Origin of the sequence: Nonomuraea sp. NPDC049750 (assembly GCF_040659625.1) — a bacterium.
Lineage (GTDB): Bacteria > Actinomycetota > Actinomycetes > Streptosporangiales > Streptosporangiaceae > Nonomuraea.
This window is the reverse complement of record NZ_JBFANB010000018.1, coordinates 178181-198144: the sequence shown is the minus strand read 5'-3', so window position 1 is coordinate 198144 and position 19964 is coordinate 178181. Positions and strand designations below refer to the sequence as shown.

Annotated in this window: 18 protein-coding genes; 9 read left to right on the top strand and 9 right to left on the bottom strand. The window is 70.0% G+C overall.

The window, feature by feature from the left end; all coding sequences use genetic code 11:
- The first annotated feature begins 86 nt into the window (after positions 1-86).
- The 3 genes from AB0J16_RS37690 to AB0J16_RS37680 are packed head-to-tail and all read left to right on the top strand — an operon-like array spanning position 87 to position 3467.
- On the top strand, positions 87-1526 hold the full coding sequence (locus AB0J16_RS37690) for a glycosyltransferase family 2 protein (protein WP_358548808.1): 1440 nt from the start codon (positions 87-89) through the stop codon (positions 1524-1526).
- Between the two features lie 49 nt (positions 1527-1575).
- Complete coding sequence (locus AB0J16_RS37685) at positions 1576-2400, top strand: CDP-alcohol phosphatidyltransferase family protein (protein WP_358548806.1); 825 nt, start codon at positions 1576-1578, stop codon at positions 2398-2400.
- A 17-nt stretch (positions 2401-2417) separates the two neighbouring features.
- Positions 2418-3467 (top strand): sulfotransferase, encoded by a 1050-nt coding sequence (locus AB0J16_RS37680; RefSeq protein ID WP_358548804.1) that lies wholly within the window; start codon positions 2418-2420, stop codon positions 3465-3467.
- A gap of 12 nt (positions 3468-3479) precedes the next feature.
- Here the strand turns inward: AB0J16_RS37680 and AB0J16_RS37675 are convergent, their stop codons facing one another.
- From AB0J16_RS37675 to AB0J16_RS37640, 8 genes are all read right to left on the bottom strand, one after another.
- Positions 3480-4544: a glycosyltransferase gene (locus tag AB0J16_RS37675; protein WP_358548801.1), complete on the bottom strand. Its 1065-nt coding sequence runs from the start codon at positions 4542-4544 to the stop codon at positions 3480-3482.
- The gene (locus AB0J16_RS37670) at positions 4541-7177 is read right to left on the bottom strand and encodes a CDP-glycerol glycerophosphotransferase family protein (RefSeq protein WP_358548799.1); all 2637 of its coding nucleotides are present in this window, start codon (positions 7175-7177) and stop codon (positions 4541-4543) included. Before AB0J16_RS37670 ends, AB0J16_RS37675 begins: the two co-directional genes overlap by 4 nt.
- A 161-nt stretch (positions 7178-7338) precedes the next feature.
- A complete protein-coding gene (locus tag AB0J16_RS37665) occupies positions 7339-8046 on the bottom strand; it encodes an SRPBCC family protein (protein ID WP_358548797.1) in 708 nt (235 codons plus the stop codon).
- A gap of 75 nt (positions 8047-8121) precedes the next feature.
- Positions 8122-8976 carry a xanthine dehydrogenase family protein subunit M gene (locus AB0J16_RS37660; RefSeq protein ID WP_358548866.1) on the bottom strand — a complete coding sequence of 285 codons (855 nt, stop codon included), beginning with the start codon at positions 8974-8976 and terminating at the stop codon, positions 8122-8124.
- Positions 8973-11288 carry a xanthine dehydrogenase family protein molybdopterin-binding subunit gene (locus AB0J16_RS37655; protein ID WP_358548795.1) on the bottom strand — a complete coding sequence of 772 codons (2316 nt, stop codon included), beginning with the start codon at positions 11286-11288 and terminating at the stop codon, positions 8973-8975. Before AB0J16_RS37655 ends, AB0J16_RS37660 begins: the two co-directional genes overlap by 4 nt.
- Positions 11285-11767 carry a (2Fe-2S)-binding protein gene (locus AB0J16_RS37650; protein ID WP_358548793.1) on the bottom strand — a complete coding sequence of 161 codons (483 nt, stop codon included), beginning with the start codon at positions 11765-11767 and terminating at the stop codon, positions 11285-11287. The genes AB0J16_RS37655 and AB0J16_RS37650 overlap by 4 nt, the downstream gene beginning before the upstream one ends.
- A gap of 70 nt (positions 11768-11837) precedes the next feature.
- On the bottom strand, positions 11838-12041 hold the full coding sequence (locus tag AB0J16_RS37645; protein WP_358548790.1) for a hypothetical protein: 204 nt from the start codon (positions 12039-12041) through the stop codon (positions 11838-11840).
- Positions 12031-13695 (bottom strand): PspC domain-containing protein, encoded by a 1665-nt coding sequence (locus AB0J16_RS37640; protein ID WP_358548788.1) that lies wholly within the window; start codon positions 13693-13695, stop codon positions 12031-12033. The genes AB0J16_RS37645 and AB0J16_RS37640 overlap by 11 nt, the downstream gene beginning before the upstream one ends.
- Before the next feature lie 113 nt (positions 13696-13808).
- On the opposite strand from AB0J16_RS37640, the gene AB0J16_RS37635 reads away from it, so the two are divergent.
- The 6 genes from AB0J16_RS37635 (at position 13809) to AB0J16_RS37610 (ending at position 19086) form a co-directional block, all read left to right on the top strand.
- A complete protein-coding gene (locus AB0J16_RS37635) occupies positions 13809-15017 on the top strand; it encodes a PspC domain-containing protein (protein ID WP_358548785.1) in 1209 nt (402 codons plus the stop codon).
- The gene (locus AB0J16_RS37630) at positions 15014-15646 is read left to right on the top strand and encodes a response regulator transcription factor (RefSeq protein ID WP_225293703.1); all 633 of its coding nucleotides are present in this window, start codon (positions 15014-15016) and stop codon (positions 15644-15646) included. The genes AB0J16_RS37635 and AB0J16_RS37630 overlap by 4 nt, the downstream gene beginning before the upstream one ends.
- A gap of 226 nt (positions 15647-15872) precedes the next feature.
- Complete coding sequence (locus tag AB0J16_RS37625) at positions 15873-17273, top strand: glutamate--cysteine ligase (protein ID WP_358548783.1); 1401 nt, start codon at positions 15873-15875, stop codon at positions 17271-17273.
- Positions 17270-17914: a neutral zinc metallopeptidase gene (locus tag AB0J16_RS37620; RefSeq protein WP_358548780.1), complete on the top strand. Its 645-nt coding sequence runs from the start codon at positions 17270-17272 to the stop codon at positions 17912-17914. Before AB0J16_RS37625 ends, AB0J16_RS37620 begins: the two co-directional genes overlap by 4 nt.
- Before the next feature lie 108 nt (positions 17915-18022).
- Complete coding sequence (locus AB0J16_RS37615; protein WP_358548777.1) at positions 18023-18280, top strand: WhiB family transcriptional regulator; 258 nt, start codon at positions 18023-18025, stop codon at positions 18278-18280.
- Positions 18281-18351: 71 nt separating this feature from the next.
- A complete protein-coding gene (locus AB0J16_RS37610; protein WP_358548775.1) occupies positions 18352-19086 on the top strand; it encodes a CPBP family intramembrane glutamic endopeptidase in 735 nt (244 codons plus the stop codon).
- Positions 19087-19135: 49 nt separating this feature from the next.
- On the opposite strand, the gene AB0J16_RS37605 is transcribed toward AB0J16_RS37610, so the two are convergent.
- Positions 19136-19855 (bottom strand): PIG-L deacetylase family protein, encoded by a 720-nt coding sequence (locus AB0J16_RS37605; protein ID WP_358548772.1) that lies wholly within the window; start codon positions 19853-19855, stop codon positions 19136-19138.
- Between the last annotated feature and the right edge of the window lie 109 nt (positions 19856-19964).

Genomic DNA, 19964 nt, shown 5'->3' with positions numbered 1-19964 from the left:
TGCGGCATCGAACGTCGTGCCGGAGTGATGACCAGGGCATGCTGCCCTCGACCCCAACTACCCCGACCCCAAGGGAGCTTCTCGGTATGACGCCCATGCTCAGCGTCGTCGTCCCGATCTACAACGTGGAGCCGTATATCGGCGAATGTCTGGAATCTCTGGCGGCTCAGACGCTGGAGGACATCGAGGTCATCCTCGTGGACGACGGCTCACTGGACGGAAGCGCGCGGGTGGCCCGCGAGTTCGTGGCCCGTGACCCCCGCTTCGTTCTGATCGACCAGTCGAACCAGGGCCCCGGTCCGGCGCGCAACGCGGGGATCCGGCGGGCCCGCGGCACCTATCTGGCCTTCGCCGACAGCGACGATGTCGTGCCGCCCAAGGCGTACGAGCTGCTGGTCGAGTCGTTGCGGGAGAGCGGCTCGGACTTCGCGTGCGGCGGGGTGCTGCGCCTGAGGGAGGGCGAGCTGGCCGTGTCGTCCATGCACGAGAAGGCGTTCAGGCGCCCCGCGCGGGGCGCGCACATCCGGGAGCGCCGGTCCCTGGTCAGGGACCGCACGGTCTGGAACAAGGTCTACCGGCAGGACTTCTGGCGCGAACACGAGCTGGAGTTCCCGGCGGGGATCTATGAGGATGTGCCGCTCAGCATGCGGGCGCACGTACTGGCGAAGGGCGTCGACGTGCTCCCCGACATCGTCTACCACTGGCGCAAGCGCGAGGAGGGGGAGAGCTCGATCACCCAGCGGCGGATGGAGCTGCCGAACCTGGCCGAACGACTGGCCGCCATCCGCGCGGTCCGGGCCTTCCTCAGCGAGCAGGAGCCCGAGCTGGCCGACGCCTTCGACGGCGTGGTGCTGGAGAAGGACCTGCTGTTCCTGTTCCAGGCGCTGGAGTACGCCGAGGACGACGAGGTCGGGCCGCTGCTCGAACTCTCGCAGGAGTGGCTGGCCGGGCTGAGCCCTGTCGCTCTCGGCGAGGTGGCGTCGCTGCGCCGGCTCGAACTCCACCTGCTGAGCCGCGGCCTGGTCGAGGAGCTGCGGGTGGTGCGCAGGTTCCGGCGCGACTCGGTCGACGGCACCCCCATCGTGCCGCACGAGATCGGCTGGTACGGCGACTATCCCTACTTCCGCGACCGGACCCTCCAGATCCCCGACGCCGTCTTCGAGGCGAGCGACGAGGTCAAGCTGCTGGCCACGGTCCATGAGTGCGGCTGGACGGGCAGCCGCTTCGAGGTACGCGGTGAGGTGGCCCTCCACCGGGTGGCGCGCGAGCCGAACCGGCTCAGCATGTGGCTGACCGACGGCGAACGCCGGGTCCCGCTGGAGGTACAGCGCACGGGCGGGCAGGGCGTCTCGGTGGAGATCGATCCGGCACGGCTCGAAGAGGGCGGCCCGAGCTGGCGGCTGCACGCCCGGGTGGAACTGTGCGGCCTGGTGCTCAAGGCGTGCTTTCGCGACGCCGAGGCGCAGAAGGTCTGGCGGCTGTCGGTGCCAGGATGGTCAAGAACCGGCATGGACATCGCCCAGTAGTTCCAGAGAGTAATTGGATCACGGCGGTGCGTCGCCATGCTTGGAAGCCATGAGGACCTATTCGCTCGATGACGTCTACGCGACACGCAAGCGGAGAGACTCCTGGTGGACCGTGTACTTCGTGGACCCGGTCGCCTGCCGGGCAGCTCTGCTGGTGGCCAACCACACACGGTTGACGCCCAACCAGCTCACGGTGGTCTCGCTGGTCCTCGGCATGGTGTCCGCCGTATGTCTCGCGATGGACCTGCTGGCCGCGGGGGCGGCCATGTTCTATCTGAGCTTCATGGTGGACTGCCTTGACGGCAAGATAGCGCGGCTCAAGGGCTCGGGGACGCCCTTCGGCCTGTGGCTCGACTACGTCGGCGACCGGATCAGGGTGGTGTGCTGCGCCACCGGTCTCGCTTACGGCCAGTACGCGATCACCGGCGACGTCCGCTACATCGTCATGGGCGCGGCGGTGGCGGTGGTCGACCTGTTCAGGTACGTCAACGCGCCGCAGATGAAGCGGGTCCGCGAGACGGTCAAGGCGGAGCGGGAGGCCGACGGTGAGGCCCGGGCGGAGGAAGAGGACGAGCCCGAGGTGCGGATACCGCGCCAGAGGCCGCCGATGAGCCGGTCACGTCGTCTCGTGCGGCGGATCAACAAGGCGATGGTCCGCCGCCGTATCCGCGCCCACCTGATCAGCGGCATCGAGTTCCACGCCGCGGTGTTCGTGGTCGCGCCGCTCGTGGGCACCGTGGCGCTGATCCCGGTCTCCGCGGTCGCCAGCGTCTCGTTGCTGGTCAACGAGGTCTACCTCGTCCACCGGATGTGGCTCTTCACGCGCAAGCACAGCGTGCCCTCCACGAGGAGCCGAGAGCACGTTCTCGTCTAAGTTTTTCGGGGGTTTTCATGTCAGACCGGCCCATCTTCGTCGTCGGCTGTCCGCGCTCCGGCACCACGATGCTGCAGCTCATGCTCCACTCGCACCCGCGGATCGCGGTGCCGCCGGAGACCAGGTTCCTGGTGCCCGTCTACCACCGGCGCCGCTCGTTCGGCGACCTGCGTGTCGAGGAGCGCCGCCGCGCGCTCGCGGAGTGGATCGCGGGCGACCGCAGCACCAAGTTCCGCGAGCTCAAGATCGACAGGGAGGACTTCGTCCAGCAGGTCGTGGACGGGCCAGGGACGCTCGGCTCGGTGCTCGGCACCACCTTCCGCATGTACGCCGACCGCTTCGACAAGGCCCGCTGGGGAGACAAGCGGCCGAGCTACGTCAAGCAGGTCGACATCCTGCTCAGGCTCTTCCCCGACGCCCAGTTCATCCACCTGATCAGGGACGGCCGCGACTGCGTCTCGTCGCTGAAGGAGATGCCCTGGTACACGCTGGACTCCTTCCACGCGATCTCCACCTGGGCCGAGGCCATCGACGCGGGCAACAGGCTGCGGCGGATGCTGCCCGAGGACACCTACTACGAGCTGCGGTACGAAGACCTCACCGACGACCCGGCGACAGAGATGAAGAAGCTCTGCCACTTCCTCGACGAGGACTTCGACCCGAGCACGGTCTCTCCGCGCGAGGCGGCCACCGTGGCGGTCCCCGCGCACAAGGTCTGGCACAGCAACACGCACGGCGAGGTCACCCGCTCCAGGGTGGGCAGCTGGGCCAAGCGGCTGGAGGACTGGGAGATCTCGCTGTGCGAGCAGGTGCTCGGCGACCGGCTGGAGGCCAACGGCTACGAGCTGTCCGGCGCGCCGGCGGCGTCCAAGGAGCATCTGGTCACCTGCCACAAGACGATGCAGAAGCGCCGCGCCAACCGGATGCGCAAGATGGTGCGCGACCGCATCAACCGGCTGCGCGAGCCGAGCCCGGTCGCCGCGCTGCTCACCTCGAAGCAGCAGCTGCTCGCCGGGATTCCGCAGCCGCGTAACGAGTCGCCCGAGCTGGCCCAGCGCGCGCGATAGCAGATTTGCTCGTCACCTGGTCAGGTGGACGAACAGGGATTCCCAGCGGTCCAGCACGTGGTCGAGCCGGAAGGCGGCGGCTCGTGCTCGAGCGGCGGCGCCCAGGCGCCGCCGCTCCCACGCCGAGCCCATCAGCCGGGCCAGCGCCGCGCCGAACGCGCCGACGTCCCCGGCCGGGACGAGCACCGGCGCCGCCGATCGCACCCCGCCCGACACGTCGAACGCCACCGCGGGCACCCCATGCGCCGCCGCCTCCAGCAGCACGATGGGCAGCCCCTCGTGCTCGCTGGTCAGCCCCACGATCGCCGCCTTCAGATATTCGCCCGTCATCCGGGCGGCGGGGACGCGGCCCCTGAACACCACCCGATCCCCGACCCCCTCGCGCACGGCGTGCGCGCGCAGCCGCTCCAGCTCACTACCGTCGCCGATCAGGTGCAGCTCCCACGGCGCCGGCGCGCCGGCCCTGGCGAACGCGCTGATGAGCCGGTCGAATCGCTTGACCCCCTCCATCCGCCCCACCCCCAGCACCCGGGGCGTCTCCAGCCCGGACACCTCCTCCGGCCAGCGCGCCAGCGGGTTGGGCAGGGCCCAGGTGTTGGGCAGCAGCGCGTCCTCGGAGAAGCGCCAGGCGTCGTCCTCGCTGAGGAAGACCGCCTGGTCGAGCTTGGGGTAGTGCTGTCTGATCGAGCCGAGGTGCCAGCAGCCGCGGGCGTGCTCGTACGAGCCGTGATACTGCCCGACCCGATGGAGCGAGCCGGGCAGGACGGACGTGAGCCGCGTCACCACCCCCGGCGAGGTCAGCACCGCGAAACCCGTCCGCATCGGGCCGAACAAGGCGGCCAGCCGCTCGTCGGCCCGCTTGCGTGCCCGCGGGCTCTGCGGTCCCAGGGGTTCCGGGCTGATCACGTGGCGATGGTAGTCGGGCTCCTCGACATAGCGGAACGGCGCCGTCGCCCGGTGCAGGCCGACCACGTGCACGTCGTAGCCGCGTTCGGCCAGCCCCTGCGCCAGGGTGTGCGTCACCTGCTGGATGCCTCCCAGCGTGTCGGCGTCCATGCAGGCGAACACCACGGTCACGACGCCGCCCGGTGCCCGAAGAAGGCGTCCACGACGCGCGCGGCGGCGTCCCCGCGCTCGTCCGCGCACCACAGCTCGCGGAAGGCCGCGTACCGCTCGGCATGGGCCGCGTGTACGGCCGGCAGCTCCCGCAGCGCCTCGACCACCTCCTCGGTCGTCGTGACGCACGGCCCGGGGGCGATGGCGGGCAGGTCGTGGTAGACGCCTCGCTCGGTCAGCCGGTACTCGTCCCAGTCGTCGATCAGGAACACCATGGGCTTGCCGGTCAGCGCGTAGTCGCACATCACCGACGAGTAGTCCGTGAGCAGCGCGTGCGAGGCCAGCATCAGGTCGTTGATCTCCGGGTACGACCCGGCGGGCCGGACGAAGTGCCTGATGTGCTGCGGGGTGCTGAAGCGTTCCACCGGGTGCGTGCGCAGGATCAGCACCCACTCGTCGGCCAGCTCCTCGGCCATCAGCTCCAGGTCCGCCCGGACCGATCGGCCGCTGTTCTTGGCCCGGTCGCGATAGGTGGGCGCGTAGAGCAGGATCTTCCTGCCGGGCGGTATCTCCAGCCGTCGCAGGACGTCGTGCCTGCTCTCCTGGCGCACCAGCGCGTCGCAGCGCGGCGTGCCGTACCTGAGGACCTGACCCGTGTAGCCGTTGGAGGGCAGGAAGACCCGCGAGAACTCGGCGCTCGGCGAGACGAGCGCGTCCCAGCGGGCGACGGCGGCGCGCCACTCGGTGCGCGGGCGGTCGAAGTCGGCGCGCAGGTCGGGCGCGTCGAAGCCGACCGACTTGATGCCCTGGCCATGCCAGGTCTGGAGATAACGGGTACCGGGCGGTTTCGGGTAGTTGAGCGGGAAACCGTGGCTGTCGACCCAGATGCCCGCGCGGGCCAGCAGCCATACGTACCGCCAGCCGCCGCGGCGGACGAGCCGGGCATCGGCGGGGAAGTTCGCCCGGCACCTGGCCACCGACCAGAAGACGCGGATCGGCAGGCCGCGCCGCCGCAGCTCCTCGTAGATGGCGCGCGGGCTGCCGGTGTAGCCCTTGCCGACGTCGGCCTCGAACAGGGCCAGGTCAGGGCGGGGCGGGAGCAGGCGGATCACCGTCTTGTAGAAGCGCAGCTTCATCGCCGGTGTGCTGAACCGCCGCAGCAACCGGCGCTTGATCCGGTGGAGCCGTGACCTGACCGAAGGGACGCGTACGCGCAGGTAGGCGGCGTTGCCCTCGGCCGTGACCGTGCGCGCCATTTGCAGCGCGATCGGCTCCATGTCGGGCGGGGCCATCAGCCGGTCCGTCGTGGTGCGGCCGTCGCTGTTCCTGGTGAACCCGATGCGCGGCTCGCACGAGGCCGTGGGCGTGAAGGTGATCTCACTCACGTAGCCGCCGTCACCGGACGGAACCGGCTCGATGGGGACGCGTTGGCCGCCGAGCTGGAGGAAGGCCGTCCAATCGACCGGCAGCACCCCGAAAGGGTCGTAGGTGTGCACGCTCATCCGGATCCGCTCGCCGTCCCCGGCGATCTCGGTCACCTCGTGCCGCAGCCGGGCCGCGGTGTAGGGCAGCTCGGCCATCCGCAGCCGGGTGATGTCCATGCCCGGCGTGACCGTCGTGCCCCAGTACGTCCGTCCCTCATGGCGTACGGCGGCCCGTGGGGCGGCACACGGGTCGGGCAGCGACCGGGCGGCCACCAGCAGGTCGTCGACCCGGTCGCCGAGGATGAGATGGCAGCAGACCCGGGCCATCGGCTCGATCCGCTCGAACACCTCAAGCGGGATCTCCTCCAGGTACGGCCGCACGACGGAGGCGAACTCCTTCGCCCACACCCGGCCGCGCCTGGGCAGCGGGTTGAGGTAGACGCGCAGGTCCTGCCTGAGGAAGCGGTACTGCCGGTCGGGCACCAGGTCCGCGGCGTCGTGGGCGCGCAGCACGTCGTCGCTCATCCGGGCCGCCACCACGCGGTGCCGTACGTTGTCCATCTCCTTGATGTTGAGCGAGATGGAGCGGTCGTCGGGCGCGCGGTGCCAGTGGTAGACCACCCAGGGCACGACCGCGAACCGGCGCGACACGGCGTACAGGCCGGCCGCGAAGACGTGGTCCTCGTAGTGGATGTCCTCCGGGAAGCGCAGCCCGTTCTCGCGTAGAAAGCGCACGTCGTAGAGCTTGTTGGTGCTGAAGCAGTCGAGGAACAGCTCGGGCTCCGCGCCGATGCCCGCCACGACCCGCCTCTTGGCGAACAGCGACGGGTAGTAGGGCGCCAGCCGGCCGTTCCGCTCGTGCAGCCGGGAGATCTGCCCGGCCACGAAGTCGGCGCCGGTCCGCTCGATCTCGCCGAGCAGGCTCTTGCAGGCGTGCCTGGGCAGCTCGTCGTCGCTGTCGAGGAACATCACGTACGGCGCGGTCGTCGCGTCGAGACCGTCGTTGCGCGGCGCGCCGCAGCCGCCGCTGTTGACCTGCCGGCGCAGGTAGCGGACACGGGGATCGGACCGCGCCAGCTCGCTCGCCACCCGGGGGGTGTCGTCGGTGCTCGCGTCGTCGGCGATGATCACTTCGAGGTCGCGTAGCGACTGGCCGAGTACCGAGCGCACGGCCCTGGGCAGGCGGGCCGCGTCGTTGTAGGTGATCACGACAACAGTGCAGTCCGGCATGCTCATCTCCCCCGGAATGTCCCCCGAAATAAGACATGTAGGGATGAACTGCCCCAGCATCGGGCGAAGTGTCCGGACTTGATGGTGTCTTTGCTGATATCAGCGCGACTGATCAGCCGGCCGATATCAGCGCATGAGACGTCCGATCAGCCGGGCCGATGTCAGCGCATGAGACGTCTGATCAGCCAGCCGATGAGCAGCAGCCCCGCGATCGCCCCGGCGACGGGCGCCAGGCGCTTCAGCAGCGGCGTCCCGGCGATCTCCAGGAGGTCGAGCGCCTCCTCGTCGGGCGTGCGCGACGTACGCAGCGTCCCGGCGGGCCGGACGTCCTCCTCGGGACCGGGCACCACGCTCAGCCGCGGCTCGCCCTCCAGGGGCTCCGCGGGTACGGCTGCAGGCACGGCGGGCGCCTCGTGAGCCGGCTCGGTCAGCAACTGCGCGAGGTTGGCGGCGAACTTGTCGATGAGCTTCGCGCCGACCTCGGCCATGACCCCGCGCCCGAACTGGGCGGGCCGGCCGGTCACGTTGAACGACGTCTCCACCCGGACCGTGGTGGACCCGTCGTCCGGCGTCAGCGTGGCCTTGACGGTCGCCGAGGCCGTCCCCGCGCCGCGCGCCTCCTTGCCCGACGCCTCGATGGTGAGCGTATGGGCGTCCTTGTCGACGTTCTCGAACCGGGCCACGCCACGGTAGGTGACGGTGATCGGGCCGACCTTGACCTTCATCCGGCCGGTGAACTCGTCGCCCTCGAAAAGGTCGAGCGAGGCCCCCGGCAGGCACGGCGCGACCCGTTCGACGTCGAGCAGTACGGCCCACGCCTGCTCGACCGGCACTGGAACGCTGAACTCATGCTCGAACCGCATCGCCATGGATCCGCTCCTCTCCGCTGATTGCGACATTACGACTGAGAAGGGGCGCCCCGAAAGGGCGCCCCCTCGAACCGGTCAGGGAGACCCGGCGGCGTGCAGAATCGCGCGATGGGTCAGCACCCTGGCCAGGTGCCGGCGATAGTCGGGCTGGGCGTGCAGGTCGGAGGGCGGAGAGGTGCCGGCCGCCGCCTCCTCGCACGCCTGCCGTAGGTCATCGCTCAGCTGCCTGCCCCGCAGGGCGGTCTCGACCGCGTGGGCCCGTACGGGCGTCGGGCCCATGTTGGTCAGGCCGATCCGCGCCTCCTCGATCGCTCCGTTGGAACGCTTGACCGCCGCGGCCACCCCGACGATGGCCCACGACTGCGCGGTCCGGTGGAACTTCTCGTAGTGATAGCCCCAGCCGGCGCCGAGCTTCGGCAGCCGCACCCCGACCAGGACCTCTCCCGGCCGCAGCGCCGACTCCAGGTAGTCGACGAAGAACTCGGCGGCGGGGATCTCCCGCTCGCCCTCACCCGACCTGGCCACGAAGACGCCCTCCAGCGCCAGGACCACCGCGGGCAGGTCGCCCGCCGGGTCGCAGTGCGCCAGAGAGCCGCCGAACGTGCCGCGGTGGCGTACGGCGGGATCGGCGACCGTCGCGGTGGCCTGTGCCACGAGCGGGCAGTCGGCGTTGACCACGCCGGAGCGCATCACCTCGTCGTGCGTGGCCATCGCGCCGATGAAGACGTGGTCGCCACGGTCGTGCACGCCCGTCAGCTCGGGCAGGCGGCCCACGTCGACCAGCTTCGACGGGTAGGCCAGCCGCAGCCGGAGCAGCGGGAGGAGCGACTGGCCACCGGCGAGGACCTTGGCGTCCTCGTCGGCGGCGAGCTCCTGGACGGCCTCGCCGAGCGAGCCGGCGCGGACGTAGTCGAACTGGGCCGGGATCATCGCAACGCCCTCCAGATCCGCTCGGGTGTACATGGCATCTGGATGTCGTGGATGCCGCGTGGTCGCAGCGCGTCGACGATGGCGTTGACGACCGCCGGGGTCGAGGCAATCGTGCCGGCCTCGCCGACGCCCTTGGCACCCAGCGGATTGCTGGTGGCCGGGGTCTCGGTCCGGTCGGTGACGAAGTCCGGCAGGTCCATCGCCGTCGGCAGCAGGTAGTCGGCCATCGTGGTGGTGAGCAGGTTGCCCTCCGAGTCGTAGACGGCCTCCTCGTACAGCGCCTGCGCGACGCCCTGCGCGATGCCGCCGTGGATCTGGCCCTCGACGATCAGCGGGTTGACCACCGTGCCCACGTCGTCGACCGCCACATACGAGCGGATCTTCGCCATGCCGGTCTCGGTGTCCACATCCACCGCGCACAGGTGGGTGCCGTGCGGGAAGGAGTAGTTCTCCGGGTCGAAGGTGGCGTCGGAGTCGAGCCGGGCCTCGACGCCCTCGGGCAGGTCGTGGGCGGTGAACGCGGCGTAGGCCAGCTCCTGGATGGTCTTCTGGGAGTCGGTGCCCTTCACCTTGAACACACCCTCGGCGAACTCCAGGTCGTCGGGCGAGCATTCGAGCAGGTGCGAGGCGAGCTTCCTGGCCTTGTCCTTGACCTTGTCACACGCCTTGAGCACGGCGATGCCGCCGACGGTCAGCGAGCGCGAGCCGTAGGTGTCCATGCCCTTGTGCGCGATCGCCGTGTCGCCGTGGAGCACCGTGATGTCCTCGAACGGCACGCCGAGCGCGTCGGCCGCGATCTGGCTCCACGAGGTCACGTGTCCCTGGCCGTGCGGGGAGGTGCCGGTGATGACCTCGACCTTGCCGGTGGGCAGCATGCGTACCGAGCCGTGCTCCCAGCCGCCCGCGCCGTAGTTGGCCGCGCCGAGCATCCGGGACGGGGCCAGCCCGCACATCTCGGTGAACGTGCTCACCCCGATCCCGAGCTGGACCGGGTCGCCACGGTCACGCCGGTCGGCCTGTTCGGCGCGCAGCTTGTCATAGCCGAACAGCGCCATCGCCTTGTCCGTCGCCGCCTCGTAGTTGCCCGAGTCGTAGGTCAGCCCGGAGATGGTGGTGTACGGGAACTCCTCGTGCTTGATCCAGTTGCGCCGCCGTACCTCCAGCGGGTCCAGGCGCAGCTCGGCGGCCAGCTCGTCCATGATCCGCTCGATGCCGTACGTCGCCTCGGGCCGGCCCGCGCCACGGTAGGCATCGGTCGGCATCTTCGTGGTGAAGACGCCCGTACAGCCGAACTCGTAGGCGTCCATCTTGTAGATGGCGTTGAACATCGACGCGCCGAGCAGCGGCACGCCGGGCGTGACCAGCATCAGGTAGGCGCCCATGTCGGCCAGCAACTCCACCTGCAGCCCGCGGATCCGCCCGTCGGCTTCGGCCGCCAGCCTGAGGTGCTGGATCTGGTCGCGGCCGTGGTGCACGGTCAGGTTGCCCTCGGAGCGGGACTCCGTCCACTTGACCGGCTTGCCCAGCCGCCTGGTGAGCAGCAGGCACAGCACCTCTTCGGCGGTGACCTGCAGCTTGGAGCCGAACCCGCCGCCCACGTCGGGCGCGATCACCCGGATCTTGTGCTCCGGGATGCCGGTCACCACGGCCAGCATGACGCGCAGGACGTGCGGGATCTGCGTGGCCGACCAGAGCGTGAAGGAGTCGCCGTCGGTGGTCGCGAGCACCGCCCGCGGCTCCATCGCGCTCGGGATCAGCCGCTGCTGAATGTAGGTCCGGTCGATGACCACCGGCGCGTCCCTGAAGGCGGCCTCGATGTCACCCGAGGTGATCTTCGCGGTGAACGCCTGGTTGCCCGCCTCGTGCACCTTGGGGCTGTCAGGGGTGAGCGCCTCGTTCATGTCGAGTACGGGCGGCAGCGGCTCGTAGTCGACCTCGATCGCCTCCAGCGCGTCCGCGGCCCGGTAGCGGTCGGTGGCGACCACGCAGGCGACGGCCTCGCCCACGTAACGCACCTCCGACACGGCCATCGGCGGGTGGTCGGGGATCACGATGTCCTCGCTCACCGGCCACGCGCACGGCAGGCTGCCCTGCTCGGCGGCGAAGTCCTGGCCGCTGAACGCCGCAACGACACCCGGCAGTTCGCGTGCCGCCGAGACGTCGACCCCGGTGATCCGCGCGTGCGCCATCGGGCTGCGCAGGAACGTGACGTGCAGCATCCCCGGCTGCACCAGGTTGTCGGTCCACTGGGTGCGCCCGGTCAGCAGCCGCGCGTCCTCCTTGCGCTTCCTCGCCTTGCCGACCTCGGTCATCGCGTCTTCACCGCCTGGCCCATCTCCTGGGCGCCCCGGCGTACCGCGCGGACGATGTTGCAGTAGCCGGTGCACCGGCAGAGGTTGCCTTCCAGGCCCTCCCTGATGGCGTCCTCCGACGGATCCGGATTGTCCCTGAGCAGGTCGATCGCGGCCATGACCATGCCGGGGGTGCAGTAGCCGCACTGCAGGGCGTGTTCCTCGTGGAAGGCCTGCTGCATCGGGTGCATCGACCCGTTGGCGCCCAGGCCCTCGATGGTGACGATGTCGCAGCCGTCGGCCTGCACGGCGAGTACCGAGCAGCTCTTCACACTCTTGCCGTCGAGCATGACGGTGCAGGCGCCGCAGTTGCTGGTGTCGCAGCCGACCGGGGTGCCGGTCTTGCCCAGACGATCTCGTAGCAGGTGGACGAGAAGGAGCCGCGGCTCGACTTCCTCCTCGTACTTGACTCCGTCGACGGTGATGGCTGTCCGAGGCATACGTCCTCCCAGAGGAGCGCGGGAAAGGCGGACAAGGCCAACGTACGCCGGTGTTTTTCCCGGTCAAGGGTTACTTGCCGCGGATCACCCGCGCGATTACGGCGACGAACCCCGCGAAGCCCAGCCCGATGATGACCAAAGACACCAGGACCAGGGGGTCCGTGATCTCATGGGTCAGGATCAGGATGCCCAGCACCACGAAAAGCATGCCGCTCAGCAGCGCCATCCAGTCCGTCCGGTGCACGCGGCGCGGCTTGTCGACCTCACGCGCCACGCCGCACCTCCATGTCGCCGATGCCGCCCCGCAGGTTCAGCACGATCGTCGGAATGGCGCCCTTCGGGCGCGTGTCGGGCTCCAGCACCTTGTCGAACTTGACGTCTACGCCGCCTCTGAGCGACTGGTCCACCTTGATGTCGCCGACCTTGTTGGTGGCGTGCACCTCGACCCGCGCCGTCGGTGGCACGATCACCATCAGCTCGCCGATCGAGACCTTGGCGTTGACCGTCAGGCTCGCGCCCGGCGTGAGCTTGAGCTCGGACAGGTCGAGCCGGCCGTCCCCGACGCCCACGTCGTAGATCCGGCTCGCCTCCGCCATGGTGGCCGGCCGCCAGACGAAGTCGCCGACATTCCGCGGCAGGTCGCCGACCATCAGGCCGAGACCGATCAGCAGGGCGACCAATGTGCCGGCCGCGACCAGGCCCGCGCCGCGACCCCACCAGGCGGCGATCAGCAGCCCGGCGCCGATGGTGACGAGTACGGCGCCGCCGACCAGGGTGGGACTGACCCCCGAGGCGGACCTGGCTTGGACCGCCACGACGATCCCTCCAATGATGATTGCCAGCAACATGGTCATGGCGCCGATGAACGATCTGGGCCGCTTCTGCTTCTGGCGGGGCGGGGGCGTCGGCCTGCCGTACAGGGCGGGGTCGTACGGCGAGTAGCCGCCGGCTCGTTTGCGCGGGTCGAGCGGCTGGAAGGGGCCGTTCGGCGCGAACGGCTCGCCGTAGCTGAGGGCGGTCATCGGGTCGGCACGGAAGCGCGGCGGCGCGGGCGGTGTGGGCGGCTGGGGCGTCTGAGGCGGCGTCTCGGGGGCGGACCTCCGGTGCGGCTCCGCGCTCCCGTGCGGCTCTGCGCTCCCGTACGGCTCAGCCCTCTCATACGGCTCGGCGCGAACGGCGGCCGGGGTGTCGATCGGCGCTCGCGTCGGCTCGTCGGCGGCCCGGTCGTCGATCGGCACGTCGGCGGGGACGGGGTTGACGCGCGTCGGGGCGGTCGGCGGCTCCGATACGACGGGAGACGCGGTCACCGTCTCCGTCGGCGTCTCCGCCGCCCTGTCCGTCTCCGTCACCGGTTCGCGTGTGTACGGGGCGGCGGCCGGGCGGGGCCGCGCATAGCCCGTCGTGGGCGCGGTTTGGCCGGGGATGGGCGCATACGTGAAGTCGTTCAAGTACGGCTCGGACTCGCCCGGCTGGGCGCGGTGGGTGAGCCGCTCGGGCATCGACCGGACCAGGCCGAGCAGGTCCACGCCGTTGGTGTGCGCCGCGAGCAGCCCGATGGCCAGCATCATGCCGACCACCAGCGTGCCCGAGTCGAGCCAGACCGTCGCCAGGTTGAGGCCGAGCCCGGCGGCGAGCACCGCCGTCAGCAGCGCCATCACGGTGTCGGCGGCGAAGTCGCGCCCGGTCCACTGCTCGATGTAACCAGGCCGTCCGTTCGGCTCCTTCATCAGCAGGAACGCCGCGATGTACAGGAACAGCCCCATCCCGGAGCCGAAGAGCAGCACCGCGAAGGCCACGCGGAACACCACCGGGTCGATCCCCGTGTAGCGTCCGAGCCCGGCGCAGACTCCCATGACGAAGCGCCCCTCGCTGCTACGTCGCAGCGCGGTCGGCGGAGCGGCCGGTTCCTTCGGTGGTGCTTCTGTCATGCCACTATCGTGGCCCCACCGGCCCGCCGTACGCATCCGGGAGACCCCTGACCCGACCCGGGGGTTGTTCCCTGATGTCCATAACGCGGCCTTCATGTGACGATGGCGATGTTATGGCTGACCAGAAGACTCTTGCCCAAGCCGGTGGCGACGCGCCCTACCGCCGGATGATGCGCCCCATGGAGGGCCGGCTGCTCGGTGGCGTGGCACAAGGGCTCGCGGCTCAGCTGAAGCTCGATCCTGTGGTGATCAGGCTGATGTTCGTGCTGCTCAGCGTGGTCGGCGGGGTCGGCGGGGTGGCGTACGCGGTGCTCTGGATGATCACGCCTCGCGTGCCGTACGAAGGGCAGCCGCCGCAGCGTGACTGGAGCCAGCTCGCGGCGTTCGGCGCGATCAGCATGGCGCTGGTCGCGTTCGGCTGGCTGACCGGCGCCTCCCAGGGGGGCATCGCCATCCTGCCGTTCGCCGTGGTCGGCATCGGCGCGCTCATCCTGTGGCAGCAGGCCGATCCCGAACGCCGCCGCAACTGGGTGAGCGGGGCGACGAAGAGCATCCGGAAGAACCGGGTCCGTACGCTGCTCGGCATCGCGCTCGTCGTCATCGGCGCGGCGGGCTTCCTGGCCGCTCAGGGGGAGCTGTCCAAGGCCAGGCCTGGCCTGCTGTTCACCGTGGTGGTGGTCGGCGGGCTGGCGGTCATCGCCGCGCCCTGGCTCGCGGGCCTGTGGAAGGAGCTCCAGCTGGAGCGGCGCGAGCGCATCAGGTCGGAGGAGCGGGCCGAGGTCGCGGCGATGGTGCACGACTCGGTCCTGCACACGCTCACGCTGATCCAGCGCGTCGCGCACGACCCGCGCGAGGTCACCAGGCTGGCCCGCGCGCAGGAGCGCGACCTGCGCAACTGGCTCTACCAGCCCGCCCAGGACGCCGACGCGACGCTCGCCGCGGCCGTACGCAGGATCGCCGCGGAAGAGGAGGACGCGCACGGCGTACCGATCGAGGTGGTCTGCGTGGGCGACATCGAGCTCGACTCGGCTGGCAAGCTCGGCGCCATGCTGAAGGCGTCGAGGCAGTCGATGGTCAACGCCGCCAAGTACTCCGGCAGTCCGTCCATTTCCGTCTATGCCGAGGTAGAGGGCGAAGAAGTCACGATTTTCGTGAAGGATCGTGGCAAGGGATTCGACCTCAACGCGGTGCCTCTCGACAGAATGGGGATCAGGGAGTCCATCATCGGGAGAATGGAGCGTCACGGCGGCACCGCCAGGGTGCGCACCGAGCCCGGTGAGGGCACGGAAGTGATGTTGACGATGAAGGTGGAGAGGCAATGACCAGGGTGCTGATCGTCGACGATCACCGGCTGTTCCGTTCCGGCGTACGGGCCGAGCTGGGCGACTCGATCCAGGTCGTCGGAGAGGCCGAGGACGTCGAGACGGCGGTCAAGGCGATCGCCGAGCTCGCTCCCGACGTGGTCCTGCTCGACGTGCACATGCCCGGTGGCGGCGGGCAGGAGGTCCTGCGCAGGGTGCTCGGCGCCGGGTCGCAGGTACGCTTCCTGGCGCTGTCGGTGTCCGACGCGGCCGAGGACGTGATCGGCGTGATCCGCGGCGGCGCCCGCGGCTACGTGACCAAGAACATCAGCGGCACCGAGCTGACCGACGCCATCCGCCGGGTGGCCGACGGCGACGCGGTCTTCTCGCCGCGGCTGGCCGGGTTCGTGCTCGACGCGTTCGCCTCGTCGGAGGCGCCGTCGATCGACCCCGAGCTCGACTCGCTGACGCAGCGTGAGCGCGAGGTGCTGCGGCTGATCGCCCGCGGCTATGCCTACAAGGAGATCGCCAAGGAGCTGTTCATCTCGGTCAAGACGGTCGAGACGCACGTGTCGTCGGTGCTGCGCAAGCTCCAGCTGTCGAACCGGCACGAACTGTCCCGCTGGGCCACGGCCCGACGTCTGGTCTAGCGGTTTTGGGGTTCGGAACGGCGGAGATCGGTAGACCTGTTCGCTGGTCGCGGTCGCTCTGAGGCACGCCAGGCGCGCAGGCGAAACTGGGGAGCGCCGGCTTGTGTCGCTTTGGCGGGCCGACATGCTGGCTTAGTTGGCTCTGGCATGCGACATTTCCAGAATGGGCAGGGACGTGCCGGTCGTCGTGTTCAGTCGGGACGATCGTCGGAAATATCGGGAAAAAGTGCGACGATGCCTGGACGTCTTCGCCCAGATGCTCCGCGAGGCTCGCTTCGAGGTCGACCGGCCCCTCGCCGGGCTGGAGATCGAGCTCAACATCGTGGACGCCGCGGGCGAGGCGGCCATGCGCAACGCCGAGGTGCTCGCCGCCATCGCGCAGCCCGACTGGGCCACCGAGCTGGGCCAGTTCAACATCGAGATCAACATCGAACCCCAGGAGCTGGGCGCCGACGGGTTGCTCAGGCTGGAGAACGACGTCAGGGCCCGCCTCAACCACGCCGAGGAGCGCGCCCAGTCCGAGGGCGCCCACCTGGTCCTGATCGGCATCCTGCCCACGCTGCGCGAGCAGGACATCGGCGAGGGCACGCTGTCGGCCAACCCGCGCTACCGGCTGCTCAACGAGCAGATCTTCGCCGCCCGTGGTGAGGACCTGCACCTGTCGATCGAGGCGATAGAACGCCTCGACACCCACGCCGACAGCCTCGCGCCCGAGGCCGCCTGCACCAGCGTGCAGCTCCACCTGCAGGTCAGCCCGGAGCAGTTCGCCGCGCACTGGAACGCCGCCCAGGCCATAGCCGGGGCGCAGGTGGCCGTCGCCGCCAACTCGCCGTACCTGTTCGGCAAGGAGTTGCACCGCGAGACCAGGATCACGCTGTTCGAGCAGGCCACGGACACCCGTCCCGCCGAGCTGAAGGCTCAGGGCGTACGGCCGCGCGTCTGGTTCGGCGAGCGGTGGATCACCAGCGTGTTCGACCTGTTCGAGGAGAACGTCGCGTACTACCCGGCCCTGCTGCCCCTCTGCGAGGATGAGGACCCGCGAGCCGTGCTGGAGCAGGGCCGCATCCCGGAACTGCACGAGATGACCCTGCACAACGGCACGATCTACCGGTGGAACCGGCCGGTGTACGCGGTGGCCGGTGGCGCCCCGCACCTACGGGTGGAGAACCGGGTGCTGCCCGCCGGGCCGTCCGTGGTCGACATCGTGGCCAACGCGGCCTTCTACTACGGGCTGATGGCCGTACTCCCGCATGCCGAGCGGCCGATCTGGAGCCAGATGTCGTTCGCCGCCGCCGAGGACAACCTGAACAGCGCGGCCAGGCACGGCCTCGACGCGCGTCTCTACTGGCCGGGGCTGGGAGAGGTGCCCGCCGGCGAGCTGATCCTGCGCCGCCTGCTCCCGCTGGCCCACGAGGGGCTCGACAAGTGGGGCGTGGACCGGAGCGTGGCCGATCGGCTGCTCGGGGTCATCGAGGGCCGGTGTCTGTCGGGCCGTACCGGGGCGACCTGGCAGGTCGAACGGGTACAGGCGCACGGCGGCGACCGGCACGAGGCGCTGCGGACGATGACGCTTGATTACATAGAGCGGATGCACGGCAACGAGCCGGTGCACACTTGGGACGTGTGACGCCTTTGAGCAGAGCCCTGGCCCTCGTCCTGGTGTTACTCCTGGCCGCGTGCGGGCTGTCCCGGCCCGCTTCCATGGACGCGTCAGGGGCCGACACGTTCGAGGGTGACGTACGGACGGCGCGGGAGTTGACGGAGGCGTTCTGGAAGCAGCAGTTCAGCGCCCTCGGCCGGACTTACCGCCCTATTGCCGACTTCGTACCCTATTCCGGGAGCTCGGGGCCCAACTGCGGCGGCCAGCCCGCTGTCCCGAACAACGCCTTCTACTGCCCTGACGGACATTTCATTGCCTATGACCAGGACTGGATGGAGTCGCTCTGGAGCGAGATGGGGGACGGCTCGGTCTACCTGATCATCCCCCACGAGTTCGGGCATTCGGTGCAGGCCCAGCTGCGGTCCGGCTTCGACCTGAACGTACAGGCGGAGCTGCAGGCCGACTGCTACGCGGGCGGCACGCTGTCGTCGCTCGTCAGCTCGGGCGCGCTGCGGGCGGAGCCGGGGGACGAGAACGAGCTGATCCTGAACCTGGAGGCGGCGGGCGACCCCACGGATGACTGGCTCAACCCCAGCGCCCACGGCACGGCCCAGCAACGCCAGCAGTCCTTCGCCAACGGCCTCAACGGCGGGGTAGGCGCCTGCTGATCTTTTGTCGGGGTTCGCGGCAGATGGGCGAGGGCCTGCTGGGGATGTACTCGCGTGTCAACCCAAAGGATGATGCGGCCGATCATGACGTCGGCATACCGTTGCCTCATGCCATTGGGAGAGATCGGCTGGCTGCGCGGGGGCGCCTGCAGATCCAGTGATCCTGAGCTGTTCTTTCCGCTCGCGCCCTCCGCCACCCAGGAGGCACGCGCCAAGGCGGTCTGCGCCACCTGCCAGGTCCTGACCGAGTGCCGCTCCTACGCGCTGACGGCAGGGGAAACGGACGGCATCTGGGGCGGCCTGACCCCGGAGGAGCGCCGACGCTCCCGCTTCCCCTTCGGCTGGCGCAGCCCAGCCGCCAGTTAGCGCCGAGAGGTCACGCCGTGGCCTGTGGTTGGCCCGGCCCGTGAGGGACAGAGGCGACGTAGCCTGCAGGAGTGCTGCTTCGCTCGATCGCCGTGCTGGCCGTGGCCAACGTCCTCAACAACCGGGTGGCGCCCCGCCTCGCCCCCCTGACCTCCGTCGCCGCGACGGCCGCCCTGGTGGCGATGGCGCGACGGTCCGGGGTGTCATGGCAGGAGCTCGGGTTCGAGCACGGGCCAAGGGGCGCGGCGATCGGCGGCGCCCTGGCGGCGGGTGTCGCCGCCGTCTACACGGCCGGGGTCGCGATGCCACGCACCCGGCCGCTGTTCCAGGACGACCGCGCCCTGTCGCTGTCGCGCGCCCGCGTCCTGGAGGAGGCGCTGGTGCAGGTCCCTCTGGGCACGGTCCTGCTGGAGGAGATGGGTTTCCGCGGCGCCCTGTACGGCACGCTTCGCCGTACCCACGGGACCGTCGCGGCGACGGCGGCGTCATCGGCCCTGTTCGGGCTGTGGCACATCCTTCCGGCCATCGACATGTCCCGCGCCAACCCGGCACTCGGCGCCCTGGCGGCCGGTGAGACCCCTGGCCGCCTGGACACCGCCCGCGTGGTGGCGGGCAGTGTGGTGTCGACGGCCGCCGCGGGCGTCCTGTTCTGCGAACTACGCCGCCAAGGCGGCTTGACGGCCCCGACCATGCTGCACCTGGCGACCAACTCCCTCGGCTACCTTTTCGCCAGAATCGCCGGAAAGCCCCGTCATCCGGCGGCCACCCCCGCCGGCAGGACCGCCAAGACCGGCGGGGCTCGCTAGGGCCGCCAAGACCGGCGGGACCCGTCTCAGGGGACGGTCCAGGTGTGGGTCAGGCCGTTGTGACGGTTTGGAAGCCCTCCGCGTAGTGGCCTTCGCCGAAGCCGGCCTGTTCGGCCCACGCGGCGAAGCGGCTCTTCACGAAGTCGGCGAAGCCCTCGATGTGTCCCACCTGGCTGACGTGCGACTGCAGGGCCGCCAGCTTGCGGTCGATCGCCTCCGTGATGTCCGTCCAATGGTTGGGGGTGGAGCCGCCCATGAGCCAGACCTCGCGGACCGTCCAGGCGTCCAGGCCCTCGTCCTTGACCAACTCGGGGAAGGCGTACGGGTTGCGGGCGTCGGGGTAGACGGCGTCGAGGGTGGAGCCGCCCACCGCGCGGTGGTCGGGGTGGCTCGGGGCGATGAACTGGTAGTTGCGGTCGGGGTGGTGGGTGATCACCAGGTCGGGACGTACCTGGCGGATGACCCTGGCGATGTCCTTGCGCAGCGCCAGCGACGGCACCACCGTGCCGTCCGCGTGGCCGAGGAAGCGGACGTCCGTGACGCCCACCGCCTTGGCGGCGGCCGTCTGTTCGGTTCTGCGCAGTTCGGCCATGCCGGTGTTGTCGAGCGTACGTTCGTTGCCTCCCGCGTCGCCGTCCGTGACCAGCAGGTAGGTGACCTCGACCCCCCGATCACCGAAGAGGGCGACCGTGCCCGCGGCACCGAAGTCGGCGTCGTCGGGGTGCGCGGTCACGACGAGTACCCGGTTGATCTCGTTGTCGGCGAGCATCTTCTCCCTTTCGGATCGTTCTTTGACCACAACCAGCGGTTCACGGCCGACATTCCAGGCTGCTGGATCCGCCGCCACGGTTTTGGGGCTGGGGTTCCAGGCGGCCGGT

What these genes read in the sequence shown, in the direction of transcription:
- AB0J16_RS37690 (WP_358548808.1), top strand. Translation starts at nt 87, where the DNA reads ATGACGCCCATGCTCAGCGTCGTCGTCCCGATCTACAACGTGGAGCCG.
- AB0J16_RS37685 (WP_358548806.1), top strand. Translation starts at nt 1,576, where the DNA reads ATGAGGACCTATTCGCTCGATGACGTCTACGCGACACGCAAGCGGAGA.
- AB0J16_RS37680 (WP_358548804.1), top strand. Translation starts at nt 2,418, where the DNA reads ATGTCAGACCGGCCCATCTTCGTCGTCGGCTGTCCGCGCTCCGGCACC.
- AB0J16_RS37670 (WP_358548799.1), bottom strand. Translation starts at nt 7,177, where the DNA reads ATGCCGGACTGCACTGTTGTCGTGATCACCTACAACGACGCGGCCCGC.
- AB0J16_RS37665 (WP_358548797.1), bottom strand. Translation starts at nt 8,046, where the DNA reads ATGGCGATGCGGTTCGAGCATGAGTTCAGCGTTCCAGTGCCGGTCGAG.
- AB0J16_RS37660 (WP_358548866.1), bottom strand. Translation starts at nt 8,976, where the DNA reads ATGATCCCGGCCCAGTTCGACTACGTCCGCGCCGGCTCGCTCGGCGAG.
- AB0J16_RS37655 (WP_358548795.1), bottom strand. Translation starts at nt 11,288, where the DNA reads ATGACCGAGGTCGGCAAGGCGAGGAAGCGCAAGGAGGACGCGCGGCTG.
- AB0J16_RS37650 (WP_358548793.1), bottom strand. Translation starts at nt 11,767, where the DNA reads ATGCCTCGGACAGCCATCACCGTCGACGGAGTCAAGTACGAGGAGGAA.
- AB0J16_RS37640 (WP_358548788.1), bottom strand. Translation starts at nt 13,695, where the DNA reads ATGACAGAAGCACCACCGAAGGAACCGGCCGCTCCGCCGACCGCGCTG.
- AB0J16_RS37635 (WP_358548785.1), top strand. Translation starts at nt 13,809, where the DNA reads ATGGCTGACCAGAAGACTCTTGCCCAAGCCGGTGGCGACGCGCCCTAC.
- AB0J16_RS37630 (WP_225293703.1), top strand. Translation starts at nt 15,014, where the DNA reads ATGACCAGGGTGCTGATCGTCGACGATCACCGGCTGTTCCGTTCCGGC.
- AB0J16_RS37615 (WP_358548777.1), top strand. Translation starts at nt 18,023, where the DNA reads ATGCCATTGGGAGAGATCGGCTGGCTGCGCGGGGGCGCCTGCAGATCC.
- AB0J16_RS37605 (WP_358548772.1), bottom strand. Translation starts at nt 19,855, where the DNA reads ATGCTCGCCGACAACGAGATCAACCGGGTACTCGTCGTGACCGCGCAC.